The sequence below is a fragment of the Citrobacter sp. genome, from assembly GCF_050252275.1.
In the GTDB taxonomy this organism is placed as follows: Bacteria; Pseudomonadota; Gammaproteobacteria; order Enterobacterales; family Enterobacteriaceae; genus Citrobacter_A; species Citrobacter_A amalonaticus.
Window position 1 is genome coordinate 1 of the sequence record NZ_JBFWLF010000013.1, and the last position, 13,822, is coordinate 13,822.

Sequence of the window (13,822 nt, forward strand, 5' to 3'; positions counted from 1 at the left end):
TCAGCGAGTGCACGCCCATCTGCGTCAGGCGCTCAACGTGGGCGATGGCACGCAGATCTTTCGAGTTCATGATGTAAGTGCCGTGCTCGTCTTCGAACGCGGTCATGTATTCGCCCGGGCGCTGGGCCTCTTCAATCATAAACACTTTATCGGTTGGCGCACCGATACCCAGCGTCGGCTCCACGTTTTGTACCGGGATCGGCTCGTATTTGTGGACGATATTACCGACCACATCTTCTTTGCCTTCCTGTACGTTATATTCCCAGCGGCAGGCGTTGGTACAGGTGCCCTGGTTCGGGTCGCGCTTATTGATGTAACCGGAAAGCAGGCAGCGACCAGAATAGGCCATGCACAGTGCGCCGTGAACGAAGATCTCAATCTCCATCTCCGGTACCTGGTTGCGGATCTCTTCAATCTCTTCCAGCGACAGTTCGCGCGACAGAATCACACGGGTCAGCCCCATCGATTGCCAGAATTTTACCGTCGCCCAGTTCACGGCGTTGGCCTGGACCGAGAGGTGAATCGGCATTTCCGGGAAATTCTCACGTACCAGCATGATAAGACCCGGATCGGACATGATCAGGGCATCCGGACCCATTTCCACCACTGGCTTCAAATCGCGGATAAAGGTTTTCAGCTTCGCATTGTGCGGGGCGATGTTGACCACCACATAGAATTTTTTCCCCAGCTCATGGGCTTCATTAATGCCGCGCTGCAGATTCTCGTGGTTGAATTCGTTATTGCGCACGCGCAGCGAGTAGCGCGGCTGGCCCGCATAGACGGCATCTGCGCCATAGGCGAAAGCGTAACGCATATTTTTCAGCGTTCCCGCCGGGGAAAGGAGTTCCGGTTTAAACATAATGTTCTCGTTCTGATGACAGGTCAGATCCGCTTCACCTGATGAAGCGGCTAGAGGAGAGTCCTCACGTTAAGGGCGGGCATTGTAGCGCTGCGGGTAAACGAGGTAAAGGAAAACGCCGGGTCCGATAACGCGGCGTTATCGGGCCACTATTTGCGCTACCGTGTCAGACAATCCGGCAGGCATCCGCTTCCCAGCGATAGCCGACGCCATACACTGCACGGATAAACGACTGCTCTTCGTCAAGCGCTTCCAGCTTGCGACGCAGGTTTTTGATATGGCTGTCGATGGTGCGGTCGGTCACCACGCGATAATCATCATAGAGATGATTCAGCAACTGCTCACGGGAAAACACTTTCCCTGGTTCGTGAGACAGCGTTTTCAGCAGGCGGAACTCCGCAGGCGTCAGGTCGAGCATTTTATTGCGCCAGGAGGCCTGGAAACGGCTTTCATCGACGATCAGCGGGCTTTCGGCGTCCAGTTGCTGTAATTCACGCTGCGGCTTACAGCGGCGCAGAATGGTCTTCACGCGGGCGACCACTTCGCGCGGACTGTAGGGTTTGCAGATGTAATCATCCGCACCAATTTCCAGTCCCAGCAGGCGGTCGATCTCCTCAATTTTGGCGGTGACCATCACGATTGGCACCTCGGAGAAACGACGGATTTCGCGACACAGGGTCAGGCCATCAGTACCCGGCAGCATCAGATCCAGCAGGATTAAATCCGGCGGCGTCTGGCGCACATAAGGCAGTACCTGATCGCCATGGCTAATCAGCGTCGGGGCATAGCTCGCGGCGCGCAGATAGTCGATAAGTAACTGTCCCAGCTTGGGTTCATCTTCCACAATCAGGATGCGTGGCGTGTTTTCATCAATGGGTAACTCAGTCATACGTCTCTCTGTAAATCGCGTTCCAGCGGTAATTCTACTGTAATGCTTACCCCGCCAAAAGGCGAATGGGCAGCGTGGATGCGGCCATTGTGGGCCTCGACGATGTTGACGCAGATCGCCAGACCCAGTCCGGACCCTCCGCTGGCGCGGTTACGTGAACCTTCGGTGCGGTAGAATCGCTCGAACAGTTTTTGTAGCTGATCGTCACTGACGCCCGGCGCGGAGTCGGCGAAGGTGATGAGAACTCGCTTGTCGCGCTGCTCTGCGCTGATACGTAAGCTGCCGCCGCAGTCGGTGTAACGAAGGCTGTTTTCTAACAGGTTGTTGAATAACTGCATCAGGCGATCGCGATCGCCGAACACGGTAACGCTATCGGGCAGGGAAAACTGTAGCGTCAGACCCCGGCTGGCAAAACGTTCGCGGAATGCGCCGCCCGCCACTTCCAGCAGTGGGATCACGTCGACGGTATTTTTTTGGTAGGCCAGCGCGCCTTCGTCAGACATCGAAAGCTGGTGCAGATCGTCGACCAGTTTGGTCAGTGTCCCCACTTCCGCCTGTAACGAGGCCACCGATTCCGGCGTGAATTTTCGTACACCGTCCTGAATCGCTTCCAGTTCACCGCGCAGGACTGCCAGCGGTGTGCGCAGCTCATGCGAGATATCGGCCATAAAATCGCGACGCATCTGCTGATTCTTTTCCAGGGTACTGGCGAGCTGGTTAAAGTCCTGCGCCAGTTTGCCCAGCTCATCGGCGCTGGTGGCGGCAACACGGGTGGTGAAATCCCCCGCCGCCAGTTTGTGCGTGCCTTCGACCAGCCGTTTGACCGGGGCCAGCAGTCCGCGCGCGAGTGGAAAGGTCGCCAGCGCCGCCAGCAGGGTTGAGAGCGCCACAATCAGCCAACTGGTGCGCCGCTGCTGTTTATCGAAATTAATGTCGGTGTTACGCGTCAGACGTTCAACAGGGGAGGCAATGACGGCGCCGACCTCCTGACCGTTAACCAGAATGGGCCGCCGCGTACCGTCTGCGGGAACCGGGCCGCGCGGGCCAACCATGACATGCGCATCCTGGTCCACCACCCAGAACTGCGTGCGCCAGCCGTGTGGCGGCATACCAGGGCCTTGTTTATCATCGTCTTTGTCATGTTCAAAGGAGCGGAGGATCTGAAACACAAAGCGGTCATTATTGCGCAAAAAGCGCCAGCTGCCGTGCTGTTGGTACTGTTCACCTAACGCATCGCTGAGCATGGTCAGACGCTGCTCGTTGCCGTTTTTGATGTAGTCAATGAACCCTCGCTCGAAGCTGATGCGTACCGCCCAATGCATACTGATCAACAACACAATGCAGGTGGCGAAAATCGCCAGAAACAGTTTGCCGGTAATGCCGGGTCGCCAGAGCTTCATCAGGTTCTCCTTTTGCGTCGCGCAATGACGACATTTTTATGGGTATCGTTTGGGACGCGGGCAAAGATCACGGCGGGCAACGCAATGATAAAAGCCATGCACAGCCAGGTGTACATAAAGACGGTATGCGACGTTCCGCTATCCACCGTAAACTGTTGTTGTCCGAACATCCCTAGCAGCAGACCGGCAACGGTGACGCCGATACTCATTGAAAGTTGCATAATCATCGACAGCAGGCTGTTCCCGCTGCTGGCCAACTCATCCGGCAGATCTTTCAGGGTCAGGGTGTTCATGGAGGAGAAACGCGTCGAATTGACCATGCCCTGAACAAACAGCACCAGCGGCAGCACGTAATACCAGCCCAGCAGCGCAGTGGACATAAACAGCAGGGTTACCACCGACAACCCAAGCGTCGTGGCGACCAGCACCCGACGGTAACCAAAGCGGTTAACCACCTGTACAACAATGCGTTTCATGCCCATGCTACCCAGTACCATCGGGATCATCATCAGCCCGGCGTGAAACGGGGAAAAGCCGAGACCAATCTGCAAAAAGACCGGCGTCATGAAAGGCAACATGCCGCTGCCGATGCGTCCGGCAAAGCTGCCGAACAGCCCCAGCGAGAAGGTTGGCGTGCGGAACAGGTGGAGACTGAACAGCGCTCGCGGGTTAGCTTTGGCGTGTTTCAGGTAGAGCAAAATGGCAGCCACGCCGCCCACTACCAGCGCGCCGAGCGCGAACGACGACATCCCCATCCCTTTGCTGCCGTCCAGCGCGATGGTCAGAACCGCCATCCCCGTCGCCAGTAGCAGAAAACCCGAGAGATCAAAGCGTCGGGTTTGCATGGTGTAGTTGGGCATCAGCAGCAGCGTGGCGATCGCGCCGACAATACCGACCGGCAGATTAATCAGGAAAATCCAGTGCCAGGAGGCATATTCCACGAGGATCCCGCCCAGCGCCGGGCCCAGCAACGGGCCTATCTGACCTGGCAGCGTGACAAACGTCATCGCCGCCATGTACTGTTCGCGCGGGACAATCTTCATCACCGTCAGCCGGCCGACCGGTACCATCATGGCACCGCCAACGCCCTGTAACACCCGCGCCATGACCAGTTCATTGAGCGTGCCGGAACCGGCACAAAACAGCGAGCCCAGGGTAAACAGCACAATGGCGGTAAAGAAAATATTCCGCACACCGATTTTGTCTGCCAGCCACCCGCTGGCAGGCAGCATGACCGCTACGGTCAGCACATACGAAACCACGACCATGTGCATATGCAGCGGGCTTTCCCCGAGGCTTTTTGCCATCGAGGGAAGCGCGGTATTGACGATGGTGGTATCCAGCGACTGCATAAAGAAGCCGAATGCCACAATCCACAGTTGCCAGCGGGTGCTGTTGGGAAATTCTGTCATGTCTCTGTTATCGGTTTACGGTGTTTACGCGAAAAACGCAGCCGCAGACGGTCGAAGAAGAGGTACACCACCGGAGTGGTATAGAGCGTTAACAACTGGCTCATCACCAGACCGCCGACAATGGTAATCCCCAGCGGCTGACGCAGTTCAGAACCGTCACCGCCGGAAAGCACCAGCGGCAGCGCGCCAAACAGCGCGGCCAACGTGGTCATCATAATCGGGCGAAAACGCAGCAGACAAGCCTGGAAAATCGCCTGTTCTGGCGTGAGGTTGCCATGCCTTTGCGCCTCCAGCGCAAAATCGACCATCATGATGGCGTTTTTCTTCACGATGCCAATTAAGAGCATGATCCCTATCAGGGCGATGAGGCTGAACGGGGCATCGAAAATCTCCAGCGCTAAGAGCGCGCCCACCCCCGCGGAGGGAAGCGTGGAGAGGATGGTTAGCGGGTGGACATAACTTTCATACAGCATGCCAAGCACAATATAGACCGTGGCGATCGCGGCAATAATCAGGATCACCTGGGAATTCATGGTTTCCTGGAAGACCTGCGCGGTCCCGGCAAAACTGCCGCGCACGGTAGACGGCACGCCCAGTTGGGTCATCGCCCGATTAATGGCGTCACTGGCTTCTGACAACGAGGAGCCCGTAGGCAGGTTGAAAGAGACGGTGGACGCTGCCGACAGCCCCTGATGATTCACCGACAATGGCGCGTTCGCCGGTTGCCATTTGGCAAACCAGGAGAGCGGAATCGCCTTACCATCACTGTTAATGACGTACATTTTCTCCAGCGCGCTGATGTCCTGGGTGTAACGCGGGTCGACTTCCATCACCACTTTATATTGGTTCATCGGCTGATAGATGGTGGAGATCTGCCGCTGACCAAAAGCGTTGTTTAACAGGCTGTTTGCCGCCTGCACGTCAATACCCAGCCGCGCCATGGTTTCACGATCGTAGGTAAGATTCATCTCCGCGCCGTTATCCTGTTGATCAGAGTTGACGTCCGCCAGTTGGGGCAGGGCGGCTAAGGCTTTACGAATCTTCGGTTCCCATTCGCGCAGCGCCGCCAGATCGTCTGACAGCAAGGTGTACTGATAACTGGCATTGGACTGGCGTCCGCCGACACGAATATCCTGCACCGCCATCAGGAACAGATTGGCACCGGGCTCTTTTGCCAGTTTCACCCGCAGACGGTCGATCACCTGCTGCGCGGTCTCCCGGCGTTCATCGCGGGACTTAAGGGTGATAAACATCATCCCGCTGTTGACTCGCGAGCCGCCGGTAAATCCGGTGACATTATCCACTGCCGGATCATCGCGAATAATCTTCATAAAGTCCTGAAGCTTACCGCGCATCGCCTGAAACGAGATGCTCTGGTCAGCCTGAATCCCGCCCATCAGTACGCCGGTGTCCTGTTCCGGGAAGAAGGTTTTCGGAATCGAAATGTAGAGCCAGATATTCAACGCAATAGTGCCGAGCAGCACCACGCCGACCAGTCGCGTATGGTTGAGCACCCATTTCAGCGACTTACCGTAGCCCTGTTGCAGCGCAACCAGCATGCGGCCAAATCCGCGCAGCCGCTTCTGCTCCCGTGGCTGGCTGGATTTTAGCATCCAGCCGCACATCATCGGGGTGAGCGTGAGCGACACCAGCAGCGAGATACCAATCGCCACCGACAGCGTGACGGCAAATTCACGCAGTAATCGTCCCGGCAACCCGCCCATCAGCAGCAGCGGCAGGAACACGGCGACCAGTGACAGGCTCATGGACAGCACAGTAAAGCCCACTTCACGCGTGCCCTGAAGCGCGGCCTGCAAAGGTTTCATTCCGGCTTCCAGGTGGCGCGAGATATTTTCCAGCACCACGATGGCGTCATCGACCACAAAGCCGGTGGCGATGGTCAGCGCCATCAGCGACAGGTTATTGAGACTGAATCCGCACAGATACATCGCGGCAAAGGTGCCAATTAACGAAACCGGAACCGCCACGGCGGGGATCAGCGTGGCGCGTCCGGATCGCAGGAACAGAAAGACCACCAGAATGACCAGCGCCACGGAAATGACCAGCGTCTGCTCAACTTCCTCCAGCGAGGCGCGGATGGTCGGCGAGCGATCCTGCGCGATTTGCATATCAATCGACGCCGGGATGGTGGACTGCAACTCCGGGAGTCTGGCCCGAATGCTGTCGACCGTCTGGATAATGTTGGCTTCCGGCAGTTTACGGATCATCAGCAAAATCGCCGGCTTGGCGTTGGTCATCCCGGCGTTGCGGACATCCTGTACCGAGTCCGTCACCGTGGCGACATCACCCAACCGTACGGCGCCGCCATTATTGTAGTGAATCACCAGTGGCTGATATTCCGCCGCCGTTTTGAGTTCGTCATTGGTCTGGATCTGCCAGCGATGCGTGGTATCTTCCAGCGCCCCTTGCGGTTTGCGCACGTTGGCGTTGCTGATAGCGGTGCGTACCTCATCCAGCGAGACGCCCTGATTAAACAGCGCCTGCGGATTCAACCCGACGCGCACGGCGGGCAGCGAGCTGCCGCCTACGTCGACGTCGCCGACACCGTCGATTTGCGCGATGGTCTGCGCCAGTTGGGTTGAGGCGAAGTCGTAGAGCTCACCTTGTGAGTATGTCTCCGAGGTTAGCGTCAGAATCATGATCGGCGCGTCGGACGGATTGGCTTTGCGGTAAGTTGGGCGGCTCGGCATGCCACTTGGCAGCAGACTTTGCGCCGCATTTATCGCTGCCTGCACATCTCGCGCCGCGCCGTTGATATCGCGATCGAAGTTAAATTGTAAAATGATGCGCGTGCTGCCGAGGGAGCTGCTTGAAGTCATCTCACTGACGCCGGCAATGCGCCCCAGTGAGCGCTCCAGCGGCGTTGCGACGGATGACGCCATGGTCTCCGGCGAGGCTCCCGGCAGCGAGGCGCTGACCATAATCACCGGAAAATCAACCTGCGGCAGCGGGGCGACAGGCAACAGTCGAAATCCCAGCACGCCGCAGAGCGTGATGGCGAGAGAAATTAAAATCGTCGCCACCGGGCGGTAAATGAAGAGAGCGAAAAACTTCATTTACGCCTCCTCTTCCCGGTGAGAGAAGCGGTTTTTCATATACAGTGACAGGCGGTCAAACAGCAGATAGATAACCGGGGTGGTGAACAGCGTCAGCACCTGGCTGACCAGTAAGCCGCCCACCATACCGATCCCCAGCGGACGGCGCAGTTCTGCCCCCACGCCGGTGCTCAGCATCAGTGGCAGTGCGCCCAGCAGCGCTGCCAGCGTGGTCATCAGAATCGGACGAAAACGCAGCAGACAGGCCTGGAAAATCGCCTCGCGCGGCGCCATCCCCTGTTCGCGCTCAGCGGCAAGGGCAAAGTCGATCATCATGATGGCATTCTTCTTTACAATGCCGATCAGCAAAATAATGCCGATAATGGCGATCACGCCGAGTTCACTACCGGCAATCATTAGCGCCAGCAGCGCGCCGACTCCAGCCGTGGGCAGCGTAGAGAGAATGGTGATTGGGTGAATAAAGCTTTCGTACAGCACGCCGAGCACGATATACATCGCCACCACCGCCGCGACAATCAGCCAGATGGTGCTGCTCAGCGCCGCCTGGAAGGCGAGGGTGCTACCCTGGAACTGAGTGGTGATATCCACTGGCAGATTCAGCGTTTTTTCGCTGTCCAGAATCGACTGGACCGCATCGCCCAGCGAATAACCGTCCGGAACGTTGAACGAGATAGTGGTGACCGGGAATTGATCCAGATGGTTAATCGAGAGCGGCGCAAAGCGTTGTTCAACCTTAGCGATCGCGCTGAGCGGCACCATGCCGCCGTCGCTGCTGGTCAGACGGATTGAATCCAGCGCCGCCAGTCCAGGCGTCGTTTCCGTATTGTGTTCCAGCACCACGCGATACTGATTCGCCTGAGTGTAGATCGTGGAAATCAGGCGCTGACCGAAAGCGTTATACAGTGCGTTATCGACATCCGCCATGCTGATCCCTAGCCGACTGGCGCTGTCGCGATCGACATTCACATACGCCACCAGCCCCTGATCCTGCCAGTCGCTGCTGACGTCAGAAAGCTGCGGCAACGCCTGTAGTTTTTCCATTAGTTGCGGCACCCAGGTGCTGAGGGCATCCAGCGAGGTGGCCTGCAGTGTGAACTGATATTGCGTGCGGCTGACCTGTGTATCAATCGTCAGATCCTGCGTCGGTTGCAGATACAAGTCGACGCCCGGCACTCTCGCCACGGCGTCCTGCAAACGGGCGATCACTTTCTGGACGCGGTCATCACGTTCGTCGAGCGGTTTCAGGTTGATTTGCAGACGCGCGCTGTTCAGCGACGGGTTGGTGCCATCGACGCCCACGAAGGCGGTCAGGCTCTCAACCGCCGGATCTTTCAGTATCACGTCCGACACCTGCCGCTGGCGCTGGGCCATACTGGTAAAGGAACTGGACTGCGGTGCCTGCAACGTGCCCTGAATGATGCCGTTATCCTGGATCGGGAAGAAGCCCTTCGGAATAAACACCCATAGCATGATGCTTAACAGCAGGGTGCCGAGCGCCACGCTCAACGTCAGCCACGGATGGTTCAGCACCTTCGCCAGCCAGTGTCCGTAACCGGCAATCACCCGGTCAAACATTTTCTCCGACGCGCGGGAGAAGCGGTTTTGCTTACGCAGTGACTCCTGGCTCAGCATTCTGGCGCACATCATCGGCGTCAGGGTTAACGACACAACGGCAGAGATTAAAATCGCCACTGCCAGCGTCACAGCAAATTCGCGGAACAGACGTCCGACGATATCGCCCATGAACAGCAGCGGGATCAGGACCGCAATCAGCGAGAAGGTCAAGGAGATGATGGTAAAACCGATTTCTCCGGCTCCTTTCAGCGCGGCTGTCAGCGGCTTTTCCCCTTTTTCGATATAGCGCGAAATGTTTTCGATCACCACAATCGCATCATCCACCACAAAGCCGGTGGCAATGGTCAGCGCCATAAGCGTCAGGTTGTTGATGGAGAAATTGAGAAACACCATTACCGCAAACGTGCCGATCAGCGACAGCGGGACGGCGACGCCCGGAATAATGGTGGCGGGAATATTGCGCAGGAACAGATAGATAATCATCACGACCAGCGCGATGGCCAGCATGAGCTCAAACTGCGTGTCGCTGACCGAGGCGCGGATGTTGGTCGTGCGGTCAGACAGTACCGTCACGTTTACCGATTTTGGCAGGCTCTCTTTAAGCTGTGGCAACATCTGATGAATGCTGTCCGCCGTTGAGATGATGTTCGCGCCAGGCTGGCGCTGGACGTTCATTACAATAGCCTGTTCTTTATTTGCCCATGCGCCGAGCCAGCTGTTTTCCGCCCCTTGTTCTACGGTCGCGACATCGCCCAGACGAACCGGCGCGCCGTTCTGGTAAGCAATAATGAGCTGACGATATTCGTCGGCAGACTGCATCTGATCGTTCGCCGAGAGCGTCACCGCGCGGGTGGGGCCATCAAGGCTACCTTTGGCGGAGTTGACGTTTGCGCCAGTAATCGCCGTGCGGACGGTTTCACTGGTCAGGCCCAGCGCGGCAATGGCCTGGGCATTGAGCTTCACGCGGACCGCCGGACGTTGACCGCCGGAGAGCGTCACTAACCCGACGCCGGAGACCTGGGAGATTTTCTGCGCCACGCGGGTTTCGACCATGTCTTCGACCTGGGTCATCGGCATGGCGGTAGAGGTCACCGCCAGCGTCATGATCGGCGGATCGGCAGGGTTGACCTTGCTGTAGACCGGCGGGTTCGGCAGGTCGCTCGGCAGCAGGTTGGTGGCGGCGTTAATGGCCGCCTGAACTTCCTGTTCGGCCACATCCAGCGGCAGGGTCAACTGGAACTGGAGCGTCACCACCGACGCGCCGCCGGAACTTTGCGACGACATCTGTTTCAGCCCGGACATCTGGCCGAACTGCCGTTCCAGCGGCGCGGTGACCGCAGAGGTCATCACATCCGGGCTGGCGCCAGGATACAACGTCACCACCTGAATGGTGGGATAGTCCACCTCCGGCAGCGCGGAGACGGGCAGAAAACGATAGCCGATGATCCCGGCGAGGAGAATCGCCACCATCAGCAGCGTGGTGGCGACAGGACGCATAATAAACAGACGCGACGGGCCGCCTGTGCTGCTCGGAGGTAACACCTGCATCAGGAGCGCGCTCCTTTCTGACCGTATTCACGGCTGGTGGCTTTTGTATCGGTGGTGACGGCGGCTTGCGCTTCCACCACTTCCACTTTCGCCCCTTCCGTCAGGCGGTCAATCCCGTCGGTGACGACGCGGTCACCGGCCGAAATCCCGGCGCTGATCACTACCTTCTGACTGTCCTGAATGCCCGTTTTGACCAGATGCTTACTGACTTTGTTTTCATCGTTCAGCACCCAGACGAAGTGTCCTTCGTTGCCCATTTGTAGAGCGGCTGTCGGGATCACCACGGCGTTTTGTTCCGTGTCGACCAGCATCCGGGCATTCACAAACTGATTCGGGAACAGCGCGTCATCCTGGTTATCAAAGCGAGCTTTTACTTTGATCGTCCCGGTCGTGACGTCGATCTGGTTGTCCAGACTCAGCAATACGCCCGCGCTGAGCTTTTTCGAATTGGTGCGATCCCAGGCTTCAACAACCAGCGGTTGTCCGCTTTTTTGCGCCTGCACGACGGTGGCGATATCGCTTTCCGGTAGGGTGAAAATCAGGTCGATGGGATGCGTCTGGGTGATCACCACAATACCGTTGGTATCACTACTGGAAATCTGATTGCCGACATCTACCTGTTTCAGACCAACCCGACCATCAACCGGTGCGGTGATGCGGCTCCAGTCAAGTTGTAGCTGCGCGCTGGCGACGCTGGCCTCATCGGCCTTAATCGTGCCTTCGGATTCGCTCACCAGCGCCTGCTGGGCGTCCAGCTCCTGGCGGGAGACTAAGTTGCTTTTGACCAGTTGCTGGTAACGAGCCAGATCGCGACGCGCGTTAGCGAGGGTGGCTTTGTCTTTCGCAAGGACGCCCTGCGCCTGTGCCAGTGCCACTTTAAACTGGCTGGGATCGATCTCCGCCAGCAGGTCACCGGCTTTAACCTGTTGACCCTCCTGGAAATGAAGCGCCAGTAGTTGTCCATCCACGCGGCTACGTACGGTGACGGTGTTAGCGGCGGTCATCGTGCCCAGACCGGTGAGATAACGCGGAACGGCCTGCTCCGTGGCGGTCGCGGCCTGCACTGGCGCGAGTGGACCTGAGCGCATACCACGACGACCTGTGCCAGCCGTGGGTTTCGCTTGTCCGGTTGCGCCGGGCGCGCTGCTCTGCGGTTCGCTCCGGTTCTGCCAGAACCCGTATGCGGCGATGGCGGCGATGACCACCACGATGGTGATTACCCAGCGGGATTTGTGACTGCCTTTCATCGTTATGAGTTTCTCATCCTGAAACGTTTCGCGGAATGATACTAGTTTAGCCAGCCATCAAGGGAGAAAAATGGAGGAATTATGAAACCCTGTACGGATTCATCCGAATGGCGGCGCGCTTTGCGAGGCGTTACGCAGCAATCATCGCTGAAAAAGGCGCATGTGAAATTGCGCGCTACAGTGGCGGCACGACAAAAAGGAGGTAAGCCACGGATTTCAGCAGGACGCTGAAACGGGAAAGCCCCTCCCGAGGAAGGGGCCAAAATAAGGAAAGGGTTATGATGAAGGTAGTCATCATACTGGTGATACTCTTAGTCATTAGCTTACCGGCTTACTAAGACACCAGGGGGAGGGGAAACCCTCCCTTACCCTCACTCCTGAAACTAAGCCACATGAACCTTAATGTCAATCCATCCGCGTTCAGCTTGCGAGGCGTTTAGCGGAATACCACTTCAGCCCAGCGGGCCAGACCGGCGGTGACGGAGCCGAAGTCATCGCCACCGGCAATGGGAATACCCGGCAGTTTGGCGGCCAACGCTTTTTTGATCAGCGGCGAGCGTGCGCTGCCACCGGTCAGATAGATGACGTCTGGCTTTTCCTGGGCGTTATCCAGCGCCAGTTGCACCTGTTCCAGTATCCGGGAAAGCGGCTGATCCAGCGCGCTCTCCAGCCCCTGTTGGCTGATGACGGTGGCCAGATCGTCGCGGATAAACGGGAGCGCTGCGTTAACTTCGGCTTGTGCAGACAGCGTAATTTTGCTCTCTTCGGCGCTGCGGACCAGCCGATAACCGAGACGCTGACGCCAGACTTTCAGCAGCAGCGCCACCTGCTCCGGTTCGCGGGCATCGCGTACCAGGTCGTTCAGCAGACGCCCCGTGGCGCTGCTGTAGAAATCGCTTTGTGCCGGAACGTCGTTGATCGCCACCGCGTTCCACCACGGCAGCACCGGTAGGGCGATCCCTTTCTCGGTTTCGCCCCCCATCCCCAGCAGCGGCATCAGGTGTTTAAACGCCAGCGCGATATCCAGATCGTTCCCGCCAACGCGACAGCCGCTGTGACCCAGCAGGCTGGATTCGCGGTCAGCGCGGTGATGCCATTGTGGCCCCATCAGCAGTAACGAACAGTCGGTGGTCCCCCCGCCGATATCCACCACCAGGACGCGTTTCTCTTCCTGTAATGTCGCTTCGTAATCCAGTCCCGCCGCCACCGGCTCATACTGGAAAACGACATCCTGAAAGCCAGCTCGTTTTGCCGCTCGTTCCAGAATACCCTGCGCCTGGCTGTTCGCCTCATCGCCGCCTAATCCCTGGAAGTTAATGGGACGTCCGATCACGGCCTGGGTGATGGCTTCGGGGAGTTGGTTTTGTGCCTGTTGACGAATGTGCAGCATCATTGCGCAGACTAAATCTTCGAACAGCGCGACCTGTTGCGGTTTTAGTCCGCTGGCGCCGAGGAAGGATTTCGGCGACTTAACGAAGTACACCTCTTCCGGGTCGTCAATATAGTGTCCAAGCGATGACAGGCCAAACTGTACGCTGCTGGCGTGAACGTCAATGTCCTCGTCGCGATTGAAGCGAATGGCCCGACGCAACAGCGCCTGCGTTTCATCGTCTGGTGTCGGAACATCATGATGGCGGTAGAGCCATTCGCTCACCGATTCACGCGTCGGCGCGCAAAGCATGGAAGGCAGCAGCGTACTGCCATTTTCCATTTTCAGCAGTTGCGGCTTGCCGTCGCGCATGACGGCGACAGAACAGTTAGCGGTACCGTAATCAAATCCAATAAACACCTTGAAAATCCCCATGCCAGTGAAGA

At 57.7% G+C, this 13,822-nt stretch carries 9 protein-coding genes; 1 reads left to right on the forward strand and 8 read right to left on the reverse strand.

Annotation, left to right across the window (positions count from 1 at the left end):
- The 7 genes from yegQ to AB7E14_RS02195 all read right to left on the reverse strand — a co-directional run.
- The coding region (gene yegQ, locus AB7E14_RS02165; protein ID WP_428169304.1) for a tRNA 5-hydroxyuridine modification protein YegQ at positions 1-859 on the reverse strand (859 nt) is incomplete at its 3' end.
- Between the two features lie 166 nt (positions 860-1,025).
- On the reverse strand, positions 1,026-1,748 hold the full coding sequence (baeR, locus tag AB7E14_RS02170) for a two-component system response regulator BaeR (RefSeq protein WP_044266109.1): 723 nt from the start codon (positions 1,746-1,748) through the stop codon (positions 1,026-1,028).
- Entirely contained in the window at positions 1,745-3,148 is a 1,404-nt protein-coding gene (gene baeS, locus AB7E14_RS02175) for a two-component system sensor histidine kinase BaeS (protein WP_216081316.1), read from the reverse strand. The genes baeR and baeS overlap by 4 nt, the downstream gene beginning before the upstream one ends.
- Positions 3,148-4,560, reverse strand: coding sequence for an MFS transporter (locus AB7E14_RS02180; protein WP_428169305.1), 1,413 nt, complete (start codon positions 4,558-4,560; stop codon positions 3,148-3,150). The genes baeS and AB7E14_RS02180 overlap by 1 nt, the downstream gene beginning before the upstream one ends.
- Positions 4,557-7,637: a multidrug efflux RND transporter permease subunit MdtC gene (gene mdtC, locus AB7E14_RS02185; protein ID WP_316962522.1), complete on the reverse strand. Its 3,081-nt coding sequence runs from the start codon at positions 7,635-7,637 to the stop codon at positions 4,557-4,559. Before mdtC ends, AB7E14_RS02180 begins: the two co-directional genes overlap by 4 nt.
- Positions 7,638-10,760, reverse strand: a complete 3,123-nt coding sequence (gene mdtB, locus AB7E14_RS02190; RefSeq protein ID WP_316962523.1) for a multidrug efflux RND transporter permease subunit MdtB — start codon at positions 10,758-10,760, stop codon at positions 7,638-7,640.
- Complete coding sequence (locus AB7E14_RS02195) at positions 10,760-12,007, reverse strand: MdtA/MuxA family multidrug efflux RND transporter periplasmic adaptor subunit (RefSeq protein WP_316962524.1); 1,248 nt, start codon at positions 12,005-12,007, stop codon at positions 10,760-10,762. The genes mdtB and AB7E14_RS02195 overlap by 1 nt, the downstream gene beginning before the upstream one ends.
- Before the next feature lie 278 nt (positions 12,008-12,285).
- Between AB7E14_RS02195 and AB7E14_RS02200 the strand changes: the two genes are divergently transcribed.
- Complete coding sequence (locus AB7E14_RS02200; protein WP_105887528.1) at positions 12,286-12,345, forward strand: type I toxin-antitoxin system Ibs family toxin; 60 nt, start codon at positions 12,286-12,288, stop codon at positions 12,343-12,345.
- 98 nt (positions 12,346-12,443) lie between these two features.
- On the opposite strand, the gene yegD is transcribed toward AB7E14_RS02200, so the two are convergent.
- A complete protein-coding gene (yegD, locus tag AB7E14_RS02205; protein ID WP_044326955.1) occupies positions 12,444-13,796 on the reverse strand; it encodes a molecular chaperone in 1,353 nt (450 codons plus the stop codon).
- Between the last annotated feature and the right edge of the window lie 26 nt (positions 13,797-13,822).

What these genes read in the sequence shown, in the direction of transcription:
- mdtB (WP_316962523.1), bottom strand. Translation starts at nt 10,760, where the DNA reads ATGCAGGTGTTACCTCCGAGCAGCACAGGCGGCCCGTCGCGTCTGTTT.
- AB7E14_RS02180 (WP_428169305.1), bottom strand. Translation starts at nt 4,560, where the DNA reads ATGACAGAATTTCCCAACAGCACCCGCTGGCAACTGTGGATTGTGGCA.
- AB7E14_RS02195 (WP_316962524.1), bottom strand. Translation starts at nt 12,007, where the DNA reads ATGAAAGGCAGTCACAAATCCCGCTGGGTAATCACCATCGTGGTGGTC.
- baeR (WP_044266109.1), bottom strand. Translation starts at nt 1,748, where the DNA reads ATGACTGAGTTACCCATTGATGAAAACACGCCACGCATCCTGATTGTG.
- baeS (WP_216081316.1), bottom strand. Translation starts at nt 3,148, where the DNA reads ATGAAGCTCTGGCGACCCGGCATTACCGGCAAACTGTTTCTGGCGATT.
- mdtC (WP_316962522.1), bottom strand. Translation starts at nt 7,637, where the DNA reads ATGAAGTTTTTCGCTCTCTTCATTTACCGCCCGGTGGCGACGATTTTA.